Source organism: Peribacillus simplex NBRC 15720 = DSM 1321 (assembly GCF_002243645.1).
GTDB classification, from domain to species: domain Bacteria; phylum Bacillota; class Bacilli; order Bacillales; family DSM-1321; genus Peribacillus; species Peribacillus simplex.
This window is the reverse complement of the sequence record NZ_CP017704.1, coordinates 975,227-991,471: the sequence shown is the minus strand read 5'-3', so window position 1 is coordinate 991,471 and position 16,245 is coordinate 975,227. Positions and strand designations below refer to the sequence as shown.

Annotated in this window: 16 protein-coding genes; 15 read left to right on the top strand and 1 reads right to left on the bottom strand. The window is 42.1% G+C overall.

Annotated features, from left to right (window positions below):
* Positions 1-2: 2 nt before the first annotated feature.
* The 13 genes from rpoZ to spoVM all read left to right on the top strand — a co-directional run bounded on the left by rpoZ (position 3) and on the right by spoVM (position 13,353).
* Positions 3-209: a DNA-directed RNA polymerase subunit omega gene (gene rpoZ, locus BS1321_RS04550; RefSeq protein ID WP_063231907.1), complete on the top strand. Its 207-nt coding sequence runs from the start codon at positions 3-5 to the stop codon at positions 207-209.
* 263 nt (positions 210-472) lie between these two features.
* On the top strand, positions 473-1,681 hold the full coding sequence (gene coaBC, locus BS1321_RS04540; RefSeq protein WP_063231905.1) for a bifunctional phosphopantothenoylcysteine decarboxylase/phosphopantothenate--cysteine ligase CoaBC: 1,209 nt from the start codon (positions 473-475) through the stop codon (positions 1,679-1,681).
* 6 nt (positions 1,682-1,687) lie between these two features.
* Positions 1,688-4,099 (top strand): primosomal protein N', encoded by a 2,412-nt coding sequence (priA, locus tag BS1321_RS04535; protein WP_063231904.1) that lies wholly within the window; start codon positions 1,688-1,690, stop codon positions 4,097-4,099.
* 95 nt (positions 4,100-4,194) lie between these two features.
* Positions 4,195-4,680 (top strand): peptide deformylase, encoded by a 486-nt coding sequence (gene def / locus BS1321_RS04530; RefSeq protein ID WP_063231903.1) that lies wholly within the window; start codon positions 4,195-4,197, stop codon positions 4,678-4,680.
* Entirely contained in the window at positions 4,677-5,636 is a 960-nt protein-coding gene (gene fmt, locus BS1321_RS04525; RefSeq protein WP_063231902.1) for a methionyl-tRNA formyltransferase, read from the top strand. Before def ends, fmt begins: the two co-directional genes overlap by 4 nt.
* On the top strand, positions 5,623-6,975 hold the full coding sequence (rsmB, locus tag BS1321_RS04520; RefSeq protein ID WP_063231901.1) for a 16S rRNA (cytosine(967)-C(5))-methyltransferase RsmB: 1,353 nt from the start codon (positions 5,623-5,625) through the stop codon (positions 6,973-6,975). The genes fmt and rsmB overlap by 14 nt, the downstream gene beginning before the upstream one ends.
* Positions 6,975-8,069 (top strand): dual-specificity RNA methyltransferase RlmN, encoded by a 1,095-nt coding sequence (gene rlmN / locus BS1321_RS04515; RefSeq protein ID WP_063231900.1) that lies wholly within the window; start codon positions 6,975-6,977, stop codon positions 8,067-8,069. The genes rsmB and rlmN overlap by 1 nt, the downstream gene beginning before the upstream one ends.
* A gap of 4 nt (positions 8,070-8,073) precedes the next feature.
* The gene (locus BS1321_RS04510; RefSeq protein ID WP_063231899.1) at positions 8,074-8,823 is read left to right on the top strand and encodes a Stp1/IreP family PP2C-type Ser/Thr phosphatase; all 750 of its coding nucleotides are present in this window, start codon (positions 8,074-8,076) and stop codon (positions 8,821-8,823) included.
* A gap of 5 nt (positions 8,824-8,828) precedes the next feature.
* The gene (pknB, locus tag BS1321_RS04505; protein WP_063231898.1) at positions 8,829-10,862 is read left to right on the top strand and encodes a Stk1 family PASTA domain-containing Ser/Thr kinase; all 2,034 of its coding nucleotides are present in this window, start codon (positions 8,829-8,831) and stop codon (positions 10,860-10,862) included.
* A 23-nt stretch (positions 10,863-10,885) separates the two neighbouring features.
* Positions 10,886-11,767 (top strand): ribosome small subunit-dependent GTPase A, encoded by an 882-nt coding sequence (gene rsgA / locus BS1321_RS04500; protein ID WP_063231897.1) that lies wholly within the window; start codon positions 10,886-10,888, stop codon positions 11,765-11,767.
* A 1-nt stretch (position 11,768) separates the two neighbouring features.
* Entirely contained in the window at positions 11,769-12,416 is a 648-nt protein-coding gene (rpe, locus tag BS1321_RS04495; protein WP_063231896.1) for a ribulose-phosphate 3-epimerase, read from the top strand.
* An 81-nt stretch (positions 12,417-12,497) separates the two neighbouring features.
* Positions 12,498-13,151, top strand: coding sequence for a thiamine diphosphokinase (locus BS1321_RS04490; RefSeq protein ID WP_063231895.1), 654 nt, complete (start codon positions 12,498-12,500; stop codon positions 13,149-13,151).
* Positions 13,152-13,272: 121 nt separating this feature from the next.
* Positions 13,273-13,353 carry a stage V sporulation protein SpoVM gene (gene spoVM, locus BS1321_RS04485; protein WP_034313769.1) on the top strand — a complete coding sequence of 27 codons (81 nt, stop codon included), beginning with the start codon at positions 13,273-13,275 and terminating at the stop codon, positions 13,351-13,353.
* A 190-nt stretch (positions 13,354-13,543) separates the two neighbouring features.
* Here spoVM and rpmB read toward each other — a convergent pair whose 3' ends face one another.
* Positions 13,544-13,732 carry a 50S ribosomal protein L28 gene (gene rpmB / locus BS1321_RS04480; protein ID WP_034313767.1) on the bottom strand — a complete coding sequence of 63 codons (189 nt, stop codon included), beginning with the start codon at positions 13,730-13,732 and terminating at the stop codon, positions 13,544-13,546.
* Between the two features lie 254 nt (positions 13,733-13,986).
* On the opposite strand from rpmB, the gene BS1321_RS04475 reads away from it, so the two are divergent.
* Complete coding sequence (locus BS1321_RS04475) at positions 13,987-14,349, top strand: Asp23/Gls24 family envelope stress response protein (protein ID WP_048684651.1); 363 nt, start codon at positions 13,987-13,989, stop codon at positions 14,347-14,349.
* Between the two features lie 18 nt (positions 14,350-14,367).
* The gene (locus BS1321_RS04470) at positions 14,368-16,038 is read left to right on the top strand and encodes a DAK2 domain-containing protein (protein ID WP_063231894.1); all 1,671 of its coding nucleotides are present in this window, start codon (positions 14,368-14,370) and stop codon (positions 16,036-16,038) included.
* Positions 16,039-16,245 lie beyond the last annotated feature (207 nt).

Genomic DNA, 16,245 nt, shown 5'->3' with positions numbered 1-16,245 from the left:
TAATGTTATATCCATCAATTGATTCTCTATTACTTAAAATCGATTCAAAATACTCACTTGTATCAGTGGCAGCTAAACGTGCCAGGGAAATGCAAATTAAAGAAAATTGCCTCATAACTAAACCGGTTTCCCATAAGTCAGTAGGTCGTGCCCTTGAAGAAATTCATTCCGGTAAATTGACTTACGATAATTCTTACGAGGAAAACTAAAAGAACACATAGCTTGACCTATCGGGCCTGACACCCTAAAGCAAACAGGAGCGTTACATTTGGAAAGTGCTTCCTTCCTGCGGCCAAGGTGTCAGGCCTGTTTGTTTTGGTTTTTAAAAAAAGTACCGGAAGTCATTGATGAAAGCAGGCAAAGATATGGAATGTTTGGGGAATCCATAGGTTATTGCGCATTTCAAATGAAATTTCTTCGGTTTTCCGTCATAATTAGAAGAAAATAGAATGTATAGTTAGGGGAAATTTGCATGCTTATCGATAAAAAAGTACTTCTTTGTGTCACCGGCGGGATTGCTGTATATAAGGCTGCTGCCCTGACAAGTAAATTAACTCAGGAAGGTGCACATGTTAAAGTGATCATGAGTGAATCGGCACGTAAATTCGTGACGCCGCTCACCTTTCAAGCCCTTTCGAGAAATGATGTATACACAGATACTTTTGATGAGAAGGATTCTTCAGTCATTGCCCATATCGACTTGGCTGATTGGGCTGATATCATCCTGTTGGCTCCAGCTACAGCGAATGTCATTGGCAAGGTAGCCAATGGAATCGCGGATGATATGATCACGACCACACTACTGGCAACGGAAGCACCTGTTTGGGTTGCTCCGGCAATGAACGTGCACATGTACGCCCACCCAGCGGTTCAGAAAAATATGGAGACACTACGGTCGTTTGGATATCAATTCATTGAACCGGGTGAAGGGTATTTGGCCTGCGGTTATGTAGGGAAGGGACGATTGGAGGAACCAGAAACTATCGTAGAACATCTTAATCGATATTTCGGTGAACGCAAATCAGAGCAACAGCCTCTAAAAGGAAAGAAATATTTGATAACGGCAGGACCGACTCGTGAAGCAATCGATCCGGTGCGTTTCGTAACGAATCATTCCAGCGGCAAAATGGGCTATGCCCTAGCTGAGCAGGCAATTGAAATGGGCGCTGAGGTAACATTGATTACTGGCCCAGTGAACTTGACGCCACATTCCAAGGCTAGAGTAATACAAGTGGAATCAGCAGCAGATATGTATGATGCGGTATTCGATCAGTTCGATTCCAGTGACGTCGTAATCATGACGGCTGCAGTGGCTGACTATAAACCGAAGATTTATCATGCTCAAAAGATGAAAAAGCAGCCAGGGGAAAATGTGATTGAATTTGAACGGACAAAGGATATCCTTAAAGAACTCGGTGAAAATAAAACTCATCAGATCTTGGTAGGCTTTGCGGCTGAAACGAACAACGTTGAAGAATACGCAAGAGGAAAATTAGTCAAAAAGAATGCAGATATGATCGTTGCCAATAATGTTACAGTCGCAGGGGCAGGATTTGGAACGGATACGAACATCGTGACCATTTACGATAAAGATGGAAGTGCGACAGAACTTCCAAAAATGAGTAAAGCGGATATAGCTAAAAGCATCCTGGCAGAAGTATCTCGCACGCAAAAGGAATGATGTCTTATGGATATAGCATCTGTCATTGTGGATGTACCTGCTAAACAAACGGATCGAGAATTCGACTATCGCATACCTGAAAAGTGGAAACAAGTCATCAAGCCCGGAATGCGAGTAATCGTCCCTTTTGGTCCAAGAATGGTGCAGGGATTCGTCACAGGCTTAAAAGCTAAAAGCGACTTTGCGAAATTACGCTATATAAAAGAACCAATGGATTTGGAGCCGATCCTTAATGATGAATTGCTTCAGTTGGGTGACTGGTTGACCAAAGAGGCGATGTGTTTTAAAATTTCAGCGCTACAGGCCATGCTTCCGGCAGCGATGAAAGCAAAGTATGAAAAAGTGATCAAAGTCGTTGAAGCTAAAAAGGATCAGCTCCCTCCCTTCATTCAAAACCTTTTCGGAAAAAATGATTCAATATCTTGGAAAGACGTGATTGAAGGGGAGAACGCTTCCCTCTTCCAAAAGGAAATGCAAAATGGCAATCTTGAGCTCGTATATAATGTGAAAAACCGACTTAATAAGAAGACGGTCCGTGTCATTAAATCTGTGCTTTCCCCTAAGGAACTGAAAGAAATGGCATCGGCCATGTCCAGCCATGCAAAAAAACAACAGGAACTCCTTCATTATTTTATTGAACATCAAGAACCAATTCCGTTAAAAGAATTGCTTGAATTGATAAACACATCAAGCGGTACCGTCAAATCCCTAGTGTCAAAAGGTGCCTTGGCGGAAATGGACCAAGAAATATACCGTGATCCATATGAAAACCGTGTGTTCGAAAAATCCACTCCCTTTACACTAACAGCTGAACAAGCAGCTGCCTTGAAGCCCATCCACGAGAAAATTCATCATGATGAACATGATGTCTTCCTTTTATATGGTGTAACCGGCAGCGGGAAAACGGAAGTGTATCTACAGGCAATTGCCTCTGTCATCGAAAAAGGGAAGGAAGCCATCATGCTTGTACCTGAAATCTCTTTAACGCCACAGACGGTGAAAAGGTTTAAGGAACGATTTGGGGAGCAGGTAGCTGTCATGCATAGTGGTTTATCCGTAGGTGAAAAATATGATGAATGGCGAAAAATTCATCGTAAAGAAGTAAAAGTGGTGGTTGGCGCGCGTTCAGCCGTGTTTGCTCCTTTTGAAAACCTGGGACTGGTCATCATTGATGAAGAGCATGAATCCAGTTATAAGCAAGAAGAAACGCCAAGGTACCACGCCAGGGACGTCGCCATTGAAAGAGCAAAATCATATAGGTGTCCGGTTATTCTTGGCAGCGCCACACCTACACTTGAATCTTTTGCGCGAGCCAAGAAAAACGTCTATAAATTATTGACCCTTAGCCAGAGGATGAATAAAAATGTGTTGCCAGCAGTGGATATTGTAGATATGAGGGAAGAACTAAGAACGGGAAATCGTTCCATGTTTTCGGAGCTGCTCTTTACCAAGCTGAAAGACCGGCTTGAGAAGGGGGAGCAAACAGTTCTGATGCTAAATAAAAGGGGGCATTCTTCCTTTGTGATGTGCCGAAGCTGCGGATTGGTCATCAACTGCCCTAATTGTGACATTTCACTTACATATCATCGCTTTAATGATATAATGAAATGCCATTATTGCGGTTTTGAAGAAGGGATGCCTTCCGTTTGCCCTGAATGTGAAAGTGAACATATAAGGTTCTTCGGTACAGGAACTCAAAAGGTTGAAGAAGAGCTTGCAAAAATCCTCCCTGAAGCACGGGTAATACGAATGGATGTTGACACGACGAGTAAGAAGGGTTCACATGAGCGGTTGCTGAATGCCTTTGGTGAAGGGAAGGCCGATATATTGTTAGGCACCCAAATGATAGCCAAGGGCCTTGATTTTCCTAATATCACCCTTGTTGGAGTCCTTTCAGCTGATACGATGCTACATCTGCCTGATTTCCGTTCTTCGGAAAAAACATTCCAGCTGCTGACACAAGTCAGCGGAAGGGCGGGACGTCATCAGCTTCCGGGAGAAGTGGTCATCCAAACCTATACGCCTGAGCACTACAGCATCGAGCTTTCTGCGTTACAGGATTATGATGCTTTTTATGAACGGGAGATGCATCTAAGGAGGCAAAGTCATTACCCTCCCTATTATTATGTTGTCCTTATAACCGTTTCACATGAAGACTTAATGAAGACGGTGAGTGTTACTGAGAAAATTACCAATTATTTAGGCTCACGATTGAATCGGGATTCTATCGTACTAGGTCCGGTTGCTTCGCCCATTAGTCGAATCAACAATAGATATCGCTATCAATGTCTGATAAAATACAAACGAGAGCCGGACCTGAATCAGCATTTACGAACACTTTTGGAGCATTACCAAAAAGAAACCGCTCAGAATCATCTGCAGATTTCAATAGATTTAAATCCACAGATCATGATGTAATTGTTTAAGAGATGGATGATTACCGCGAGCTGTTACAGCTTGCGTTTTTATATAATGAAGTGTTGTTTTTCATATCTAGGAGGGTACCTTTAATTTTGGCTATTTTACCGATTGTCTTGTTTCCTGAAAAAATTTTACAACAAAAATGCGATAAAGTAACAAGTTTTGATAAAAAGTTGGCAAAGCTGTTAAATAACATGTATGAAACGATGGTGGAGGCGGATGGCGTTGGACTTGCAGCACCTCAGGTTGGCGTGAAAAAGCAAGTGGCCGTCGTTGAAATAGAGGAAGGATCAGGTGCAATCGAACTGATTAATCCGGAAGTGGTGGAAATGGATGGCGAACAGACAGGTGTTGAAGGATGCTTGAGCTTCCCGAGTTTATATGGTGAAGTATCGCGTCCATACCGTGTCAAGGTCCGGGCACAAGACCGAAAAGGATCTTTTTTCGAGATAGAAGCGGAAGATTTCCTCGCAAGGGCCCTTCAGCACGAAATCGATCATCTGCAAGGAGTTTTATTTACAAGTAAGGTTTCCCGGTATATTTCGGAAGAAGAGTTAGAAAGGTTTGGAGAAGAATGACAAAAATTATTTTTATGGGTACACCGGACTTTTCAGTGCCGGTATTGAAAAGAATCATTGATGAAGGGTATGATGTGATCGCTGTTGTCACACAGCCCGATCGTCCAGTAGGCCGCAAAAAGGTGCTAACGCCGCCGCCAGTTAAGGTAGAAGCCGAAAAGCAGGGGATTCCCGTTTATCAGCCCGAAAGAATCCGTGAAAAAGAAGAACTTGAAAAGATCATTGCATTGAATGCTGACTTAGTGGTGACGGCGGCTTTCGGACAAATCCTACCGAATGAATTGTTGGATGCCCCTAAGTACGGTTGTATTAATGTACACGCCTCCCTGCTTCCTGAACTGCGTGGAGGGGCGCCCATTCATTATTCCATTTTACAGGGGAAAGAAAAGACTGGGATAACCATCATGTATATGGCGGAAAAATTGGATGCCGGTGATATATTGACTCAGGCGGAAGTTACTATAGAGGAAGAAGACAATGTCGGTACACTGCATGATAAATTAAGTAAGATAGGGTCGGATTTACTTGCAGAGACACTTCCGAAACTTATAAATGAGGAGTTACAGGCGATCAAGCAAGATGAGGCTAAAGCGTCTTTTGCACCTAACATCAAACGGTCGCAGGAAAAAATCGACTGGTCGAAATCAGGGGAAGACATCTATAACCATGTACGCGGCCTGAATCCTTGGCCTGTTGCTTATACAACCTTAGACGGTTCCATTTTGAAAATTTGGCAAGTAAAGAAACTAGAAGACGGCAAACAGGCCTTGCCGGGCACGGTCCTTGATGTACAAAATGATGGTTTCATCGTTTCGACAGGCAACGAGACGGCAATACTAGTGACAGAACTGCAGCCTTCAGGAAAGAAAAAAATGCCGGCGAAAGATTACTTGCGCGGAGCCGGGTCGTTCATTAAAGCAGGCATGAAGTTAGGAGAACAGAATGAAGCAAACTAAAAAGGGAGTACGTGAAATCGCTCTCGATATTTTGGAATCTGTAGAGAAAAACCAATCCTACAGTAACCTATTATTGAACAACTTGATTAAAAAGCACCAGTTATCCGTCGTGGACAGCGGTTTGCTTACAGAAATAAGCTACGGTACCATACAGCGGAAGATGACTTTGGATTATTATTTGAGCCCGTATATTAAACAACCTAAAAAAACGCAAAGCTGGGTCATCAACTTACTCAGACTTTCCGTTTATCAAATGGTCTATTTAGATAAAGTGCCTGATCATGCAATCATATTCGAGGCTGTCGAAATTTCCAAAAAGCGCGGACACAAGGGTACATCTTCGATGGTAAATGGTGTGCTTCGTAATATTCAAAGAAATGGTGTTCCTTCTTTAGATGATATTAAAGATGATATGGAACGGCTTTCCATAGAAGTGAGTCATCCAATTTGGTTGGTCAAGCGTTGGGTGGAGCAATTTGGTTATGAAAAAACCAAGGAAATGTGTGAAATAAACTTAACCGCACCATTACAGACAGGACGGGTTAATTTAAAGAAGATTTCACGCTCTGAACTAATCAGCATATTAACTGAAGAAGGATATGATGTTGAAGCAAGTGAAGTCGTTCCCGAAGCAATCGTCAGTTATAAAGGGAATCTTGCTCATTCAGAAAGCTATAAATTGGGGTATTTATCGATTCAGGACGAGAGTTCAATGCTTGTTGCACATGCATTGGGTGCGAATGAAAATGATGCTGTACTTGATTGCTGTGCTGCACCTGGAGGGAAAACGACACATATCGCAGAAGGTTTGACCACTGGACAAGTATATGCGCTCGACCTTCATGAGCATAAGGTCAAGCTCATAAAAGAGCAGGCGGAGCGCCTGAAACTCAGAAACAACATTAAGACAATGGCCCTTGATAGCAGAAAAGTGCAAGAACACTTTAATAAGGAAGGGTTTGACAGGGTCCTGATCGATGCACCATGTTCCGGGTTGGGAGTCATGCGCCGGAAGCCTGATGTAAAGTACACTAAAACAAAAGATGATATAATGAAACTCTCAAGTATACAAAAACAATTATTGGAATCAGCTGCCCCGCTTGTTAAGCAAGGCGGGAGGTTAGTATATAGTACCTGTACGGTGGATAAAGAAGAAAATGAAAAAGTCGCTGCAGCATTTTTGGAAAGCCATCCGGATTTTGAAAGCGATGCAACCTTGTCCACAAGAATGCCTGAAAGCGTTCAGCCATTTATCGAGGGTCATACGCTGCAAGTTTTTCCGCAATATTTTAGCAGTGACGGATTCTTTATTGCGAGTTTTAGAAAGAAGGTGCTGTAATGGCAGAAATCACTAAATCATCAAGAGTAAGAAAAGACACGACACCAGAAAAACCATCGATCTACTCATTAGAGCTTCACCAAATTAAAGAATGGCTTATTCAAAATGGAGAGAAGGCATTCCGGGCCGATCAAGTATATGACTGGCTTTATAAAAAGCGTGTCTCCAGTTTTGAAGATATGTCCAACCTTTCGAAAACATTACGGGATAAGCTGGAATCACAATTCACCTTCACAACATTGAAAACGTTGATTCAGCAAACGTCAAATGACGGGACCATAAAGTTTTTATTTGAACTCCATGATGGGTATTCGATTGAAACGGTGTTGATGCGCCATGAATACGGAAACTCCATTTGCGTGACAACGCAGGTAGGCTGCAGAATTGGCTGTACATTCTGTGCGTCGACACTTGGCGGTTTAAAGCGGAATCTTGAATCAGGGGAAATTGTTGCCCAGGTCGTTAAAGTTCAGCAAGCACTTGACGAATCGGAAGAACGTGTTAGTTCTGTCGTTATCATGGGAATCGGTGAACCGTTTGATAACTATGACAATATGATGTCATTCCTGAAGAATATAAACCATGAAAAGGGCTTGAACATCGGGGCTCGTCATATTACCGTTTCCACAAGTGGAATCATACCTAAAATCTATAAGTTTGCCGAAGAAAGCATGCAAATAAACTTTGCTGTTTCCCTTCATGCACCGAACACGGAATTGAGAAGTAAATTGATGCCGATCAATAAGGCCTACAAACTTCCTGACTTGATTGAAGCCATCAAATACTATACAGAAAAAACAGGTCGCCGTGTAAGTTTTGAATATGGTCTATTCGGTGGCGAAAATGATACAGTGGAGCACGCAGAAGAATTAGCAAATTTAATAACCGGGATAAAATGCCATGTCAACTTAATACCGGTTAACTATGTACCTGAACGCAACTATGTACGTACACCTCGGGACCAAATTTTTGAGTTTGAAAAAACATTGAAGAAGCGCGGCATTAATGTAACGATCCGAAGGGAACAAGGCAGTGATATTGACGCAGCCTGCGGCCAGCTTCGGGCCAAGGAGCGCAAAGAAGAGACGAGGTGACCCTATGAGGGCAATATTTAAGACAGACCGTGGAAAAGTCCGCCAGCATAATGAAGATAATGGCGGGATCTTTAAGAACTCGGAAGGCGTTCGCCTTGCCATCGTTGCAGATGGCATGGGCGGCCACCGTGCCGGGGATGTAGCCAGTGCAATGACGATAGACCTTCTGAAAAAGGGCTGGGAAGTATCCGCCGGTATCGAAACGGCAAATGATGCCGAGGGTTGGCTGAAGCAGCAAATCTTCTTGGTCAATCAGTTGCTTTTTGAACATGCAGAAGCGAATACGGAATGTAAAGGCATGGGGACCACCATTGTTGCAGCCATTTGCACCGACAAGTTTGCTACCATTGCCAACATCGGGGACAGCCGATGTTATTTGTATAATGAGAGCGGTTTTAAGCAGGTCACGGAAGATCATTCACTTGTTAACGAATTGGTCCGTTCCGGGCAGATTTCGAAGGAAGATGCAGAAAACCATCCACGGAAAAATGTTTTATTACGAGCCTTGGGGACAGAAATGCAAGTGGAAATGGACATTTTGACGGTCATCTTCGAAGAAAATGATTTACTATTGCTTTGTTCGGATGGTTTGACGAATAAAGTAAGTGAACAGGAACTGGAAGAAACGATAACCAATGGACGGCCACTTGAAGAGATGGCGAATTCATTAATAGATAAGGCCAATCACTACGGTGGGGAAGATAATATCACACTTGTGCTTGTTCAATTTACTGAAGAAAGTGAAAGCAGGTGAATTGAATGTTGATTGGTAGAAGAATCAACGGCCGCTATAAACTGATCGAGATGGTCGGCGGCGGCGGTATGGCGAATGTTTATCTTGCAAGGGATATGATCTTAGATAGGGATGTTGCATTGAAAATCCTTCGCATGGATTTTAATAATGACGAAGAGTTCATCAAGCGCTTCAATCGGGAAGCCCAATCGGCAACCAGTTTGGCCCATCCGAATATCGTAAGTATTTATGATGTTGGTGAAGAAGATTCCATCTATTATATTGTAATGGAATACGTGGACGGTTTCACACTTAAGCAATACATACAAAAATATTATCCAATTCCAATTGATGAAGCCTTGGATATCATGAAACAAATCACGGCAGCGATTTCCCATGCCCATCATAATGGGATCATCCATCGTGACATCAAGCCACAGAACATTTTGATTGATAAAGAAGGAACCGTCAAGATTACGGACTTTGGAATTGCATTGGCCCTAAGTGCAACAAACATAACGCAGACCAACGCAGTCTTGGGCTCGGTTCATTATTTATCTCCTGAACAGGCCAGAGGCGGTATGGCCAATAAGAAATCGGACATTTATTCACTTGGCATCGTCATGTTTGAATTGTTGACGGGGAGATTGCCTTTTTCTGGTGAATCAGCCGTTTCGATAGCTCTTAAACATTTACAATCGGAAACTCCTTCGCCAAAACGCTGGAACTCTGAAATACCTCAGAGTGTGGAAAATATTATCTTGAAAGCGACAGCCAAAGATTCATATTACCGCTATGAGAGCGTGGACTCAATGGAAGATGATATGCGGACGTCGCTTAATCCGGAGCGTTCAAATGAACTGCCTTTTGCGATTCCCGAAGATCATGATGCAACAAAAGCCATCCCCGTCATAACGGATGATCAGCTTTCAAGCATCGATGAGACAATCATTAGGGGTCCTGAAAAAAATACATTAGTCTATGCGGACGAAGAAGAAAGTGAATCAGAAGCAGAGAGTAAATCGAAAAAGAAACAGAAAAAACAAAAGAAACAGAAGAAACAAAAAAATAAGTCGGAACACAAAGGTAAAAAACGAAAGAACATGCCTGCTATCTTGGTGACCACCTTTTTAGTTCTCGCCCTGCTTGCTGTTTTATCTGTCACTGTTGTACCTCCCCTCCTTGTTTCGAAGGAAGTGACGATCCCTGACCTTAAAGGGAAAGAATTGGATGATGCCATTACTGATCTGCTTGAATTGAAATTGGAAATTGGAGAAACGATCAAGATTGAAGATGAAGAGGTTGAAGCTGGTCTTGTAATCAAAACCAATCCTAAGGAAGGTAAGACGGTCAAGGAAGGCGCAGAAATCGATATTTATGAAAGCATTGGTAAAGAGACGATTTCATTGTCTAGCTATGAAGGCCGAGACTACTCGGATGTTAAATCCCTGCTTGAAAAAATGGGATTCAAAAACATAAGCGTGACTGAAAAATATGATGACAGTGCTGCCGGCACGATCATAGAACAATCGCCTTCGGGTGCCACTGGAGTCGTACCATCCGAAACGGAGCTTGAGTTAACGGTCAGTAAAGGGGAAGATCTGCTTAGCTTGAAGAACTTAACGGGGTTCAATGAAACTGGCCTTAATGATTATTCAAGTGAGAGTGGAATAAAGGTTGAGGTCGAAGAAAAAGTCTATGATGATTCCGTAGCAGAGGGGCTTGTCATTTCCCAGTCACCGGAACCTGCCACGAAGGTGGAAAAGGGCAGTACTGTGAAAGTAGTCCTTTCAAAAGGGAAAGAAGAGATTCCTCCTAAGAGTGTAACGGAGGAAGTCAAAATCGAGTATGATCCGGTTGAACCAGGCAAAGCGCAAAAAATACAAATTTTCATTGAGGATATCAATAATAGCATGACGGAGCCCAAAGAAACATTCTTTATCGTGGAAAATGCCAAGAGAACGATCGAATTAATGGTTTCCCCGGATAAGAAAGCAGGATATAAAGTCATGCGGGACAATCAGGTCATCATCGACCAAGCCGTCTCTTATCCAGAATAAATCTAATAATTAGGAGTGTGGTTATGCCCGAAGGAAAAATTATCAAAGCATTAAGTGGATTTTATTATGTCCTTGATGGTGAAGAGGTATATCAATGCCGCGGACGGGGAGTGTTCAGGAAGAATAAGGTAACGCCACTTGTGGGTGATTATGTGGTTTTTGAAGCGGAAAATAAAACGGACGGAACCGTGACCGAAATAAAACCGCGAAAGAATGAATTGATACGTCCGCAAATCTCAAATGTAGACCAGGCAATCCTTGTCTTTTCGGCAGTGGAACCTGATTTCAGTCCAGCCTTGCTTGATCGATTTCTCGTACTGATCGAAGATAACGAAATCGAACCCATTATCGTCGTGACGAAACTGGACTTGGTTACTGCTGAAAACCAAAAGAAATTGTCTCAGTATATCAAGGACTATCAGAAACTTGGCTATACTGTACTGGAGACATCTTCAGTTACCGCAGGAGGAATTGAAGAACTGGTGCCGTATTTAGAAGGAAAAACCAGTGTATTTGCAGGTCAGTCCGGCGTTGGGAAATCGTCTTTGCTGAATGCAATCAATCCTGAATTGGCTTTAAAGACGGATGATATTTCTTCACACCTCGGACGTGGGAAGCATACCACCCGTCACGTTGAATTGATTCATATTGGCTCTGGACTTGTCGCGGATACTCCAGGATTCAGTTCACTCGAATTCATGGAAATGGAAGCTGAACGGTTATCCTATTGCTTCCCGGAAATGCATAAGCATGGGGAAGACTGTAAATTCCGGGCCTGCCTTCATGATAAAGAACCGAAGTGTGCAGTGAAGGAAGCGGTTGATACCGGGGAAATTCCCCGTTATCGATATGAGCATTATATGCAATTCTTAGAAGAAATCAGAGATAGAAAGCCGAGGTATTAAAATGGTTAAAATCGCACCATCCATTTTATCAGCTAACTTTGCAAAATTGGGAGAAGAAATTCTTGATGTGGAAAGGGGCGGAGCGGATTTAATCCATGTAGATGTCATGGATGGGCATTTCGTGCCGAATATTACGATAGGCTCACTAATTGTCGAGGCTATCCGACCGGTGACAAAGCTTCCGCTTGATGTTCATTTAATGATCGAACAACCCGATCGTTATATCGAAGATTTTGCGAAAGCGGGAGCCGATTATATAACTGTACATGTAGAGGCATGCACTCATTTGCATCGGACGATCCAATTGATTAAATCTTTTGGTGTAAAGGCAGGCGTGGTGCTTAATCCAGCCACTCCAGCTTCCTTGATCCAACCTATAATCGAAGATATTGACATGGTATTGTTGATGACGGTTAATCCGGGGTTTGGCGGGCAAAAGTTCATTAAATCCGTACTGCCCAAAATTGCCGAAGTGAAGGCGATGGCAGGAATGTATAATCAGAATTTGGAAATAGAGATTGATGGCGGAGTAAATGAAGAAACGGCTAAACTATGTATTGAACAAGGGGCGACAGTCCTAGTGGCCGGCTCGGCAATATATAATCAAGAAGATCGACACGCAGCGATTCAAAAGATCAGGGGAAAGTGATATAAGCCGACACTATCATATTCGTATGATGGTGATCGGCTTTTTTTATCAATTGAATATATATAGAAAAGGATGATTTAGATGATTATTAGTATAATGGCTGGAGGTCCTGAATATCTATGGCCGGATCTGACATGGTATAAGGAGAAGACTGATCTTTGGGTCGGGGTTGATAGGGGAGTATTGTCCTTGCTTGAAAAAGGTATCGAACCTAAGTGCGGTTTTGGGGATTTTGATTCAGTTTCGGAAGGTGAATACAAGAAGATTGAGCAAAGGCTGGAACAAATCAATCTATATTCTTCGGAAAAGGATGAAACGGATTTAGAAATCGCATTTAAATGGGCATTAGGGCAAAAGCCAAATGAAATTCACATTCTGGGCGCTACAGGGGGAAGAATGGACCATTTTCTTGGGAATATCCAGCTGCTCCAAAAAGAAAGTGTCCTCCCTTATCATGGCGATATAGATATATACATAGTTGATCAGCAAAATATATTCACAGTAAAGACAGCGGGTTCATATGAGGTCACTGCTTTGAGTGATAAGAAATACTTGTCATTGCTCCCTGTAACGGCGGAAGTCACCGGCATTACTCTTTCGGGTTTCAAATACCCACTAAATGATGCAAGCTTGGAAATAGGTTCGACGCTTTGCATTAGCAATGAACTAATTTCCGAATCTGGGAATGTTTCATTTGAGAAAGGCATATTAATGGTGATAAGAAGCAGTGATTAAAATTCATGCTTAGAGCAGATTCGGATATAATTACGATCATCCTATATCCGCTTAAAAGCTTATGTTGTAATAGAAAAATTCCACTTCATCTTATTTGTGGGATGCAAAGAGGAGGGGCATGATGAAATTTTATACGATTAAATTGCCAAAAGTTCTGGGCAGTTTGGTAAGGGCTATGCTCGGAGCGTTTAAAAAAGGCTGATACTTATCTCCATGACACCTCTCGAATATAGGGAGGTGTTATTTTTCGGGAAAATGAAGCGGCGGCCTTCCATTAATGGGTGAAGGCTTCCTTTCTTGATGCAGGTTAGACCTGATCAACGAATTATAACCATCCCCATTAAATACCGGCCATTACAAGTAAAAAGGCATCCTAAGAGGATGCCGTAACATTATACGCGTTCTACTTTGCCCGATTTAAGAGCTCTTGCAGAAACGTATACACGTTTAGGTTTACCGTCAACTAAAATACGTACTTTTTGAAGGTTAGCGCCCCATGTACGCTTGCTAGCGTTCATTGCGTGAGAGCGGCTGTTACCAGAACGAGTTCTTCTTCCAGTGATTACACATTTACGTGCCATGTTAAATTCCCTCCTAACTACAACAAGCTTAAGTTTTTCGCAGTCGTCTTAAGTCTTTGTAAAATACTTTAATAATTTATCATACCTACCGTTAGAATGCAATACTTCAGTTAATTACTTTCAAGAAAAAAACCTTGACATACATACTTCAAAATTGAAATTATATATAGTACCGTAAGACATTTACTTTTAAAACCATAGACATTATAGTAAAATGTCTTTAGTTGATTTGATTTTTTGGGAGGGAAAAGAAAATGTCTATCGAATTACAAACGAAGTATGGACAAATTGATATCTCTAATGATGTTATCGCTACAGTAGCAGGCGGTGCAGCCGTGGATTGCTACGGAATTATAGGAATGGCTTCCAAAAAACAATTTAAAGACGGCATTGCCGAAATTTTAAGAAAAGAAAACTTTACTAAGGGTGTAATTGTCCGTCAAGAAGAGGAAGAAGTTCATATCGATATGTATATTATCGTAAGTTATGGAACGAAAATCTCGGAAGTTGCACATAATGTGCAATCAAAGGTAAAGTACACTCTGGACAAAACTGTAGGATTAGCTGTTGATTCCGTTAACATTTTTGTACAGGGAGTTCGTGTGACGAACCCTTAAGTATAGGAGGAAAGTTTTGTGTCAATTACAAGTTTAAACGGAAAGCGCTTTGCAGAAATGATCATTCAAGGTGCCAACCATTTAGCGGCTAATGCCCAAATGGTTGATGCGTTGAATGTTTTCCCTGTTCCAGATGGAGATACAGGAACAAATATGAATTTATCGATGACTTCGGGAGCGAAGGAAGTGCAAAATAACGTCCAGGAACACATCGGGAAAGTGGGTACGTCCCTTTCAAGAGGACTGCTGATGGGCGCACGCGGCAATTCAGGAGTTATCCTTTCGCAACTGTTCCGCGGTTTTGCTAAAGCGATTGAACATAAATCGGAAATCAATAGTGAAGAATTTGCCCAAGCTTTTGAAGCAGGGGTTCAGACAGCTTATAAAGCTGTTATGAAACCTGTTGAAGGAACCATTTTAACGGTTGCAAAAGATGCAGCCAAGCAAGCGGTTTCATCAGCAGCAAAGCACATAGACCTTATTCAGGTAATGGAAGAAATCGTTACGGAGGCCAATGCTTCATTAAAACGTACACCGGATCTTCTTCCAGTCTTAAAAGAAGTGGGAGTCGTTGATAGCGGCGGGCAAGGGTTGGTGTTTGTTTATGAAGGTTTCCTTGCTGAGCTGAAAGGCGAAGCCCTTCCAGTCCGATCTGCAAATGGCCCAAGCATGGATGACATGATCAGTGCCGAACATCACATGAATGTACAAGGGCATATGAACACGGAAGATATCGTGTATGGCTACTGCACGGAATTCATGGTCCGATTGGAAAGTGAAAAACTTGCCAATAAATCATTTGATGAAGAAAAATTCAGAAATGATTTAAGTGAATACGGAGATTCTTTATTAGTCATCTCAGATGATGAAGTTGTCAAAGTACATATTCACTCTGAACAGCCTGGCACGTGCCTGAATTATGGACAGCAATATGGTAGTTTAATAAAAATGAAAATCGACAATATGCGTGAACAGCATACTGCGATTGTAGGTGAGACGAATACACCGCTTCAAACTAAACCGTCCACCAAAGAGAAGTATGCTGTAGTGTCAGTGGCGATGGGTGCTGGCATCAGCGAATTATTCAAAAGCATCGGCGCTAAGTCCGTAATCGAAGGCGGACAAACGATGAATCCTAGCACGGAAGATATCGTTAAAGCTGTCGAAGAGGCATATGCAGATCATGTAATCATCTTGCCTAACAATAAAAATATCATCATGGCGGCCAATCAGGCTGCAGATGTACTTGGGGATCATGTGACTGTTATCCCAACGAAAACAGTACCACAAGGAATGGCTGCATTGTTGGCTTTCAACCCTTCCCTTGATGCTGAAGAGAATAAAAAAGCGATGAACGAAGCCCTTTCACATGTGAAAACGGGCCAGATTACTTATGCTGTCCGGGATACCAACATTGATGGTCTTGTAATCGAGACCGGGGACTTCATGGGAATTGCTGAAGGAACCATCAAAGTGAAGGATAAAGATATGACTCAAGCGGCAAAAGATCTTCTCTCCGATATGATTGACGAAGATTCAGAAATCCTTACCATTTTATATGGTGAAGATGCCACTGCTGAAGATGTCGAAAGTCTTGTTGCGTTTTGTAATGAGAATTTCGAAGACGTTGAAGTTGAAGTCCATAATGGGAAACAACCTTTATATTCTTTTATTTTTTCAATTGAATAAGAAGTGAGCCATGAACATAAGGGAGACTTATTCGTCACAATGTTAGGAGTGTCCTGAAAAAAAATAAAAGGCAATAAACTGCATATGTCATTAGGCTATGCAGTTTTATTTTTATGAAAAAGAAGGATTACGGACAGCGTAATTGTAATTACAATATATCAGGCTTTATTATTAAACTAACTCCCAGTGTATAGAAGGAGGAGCAAA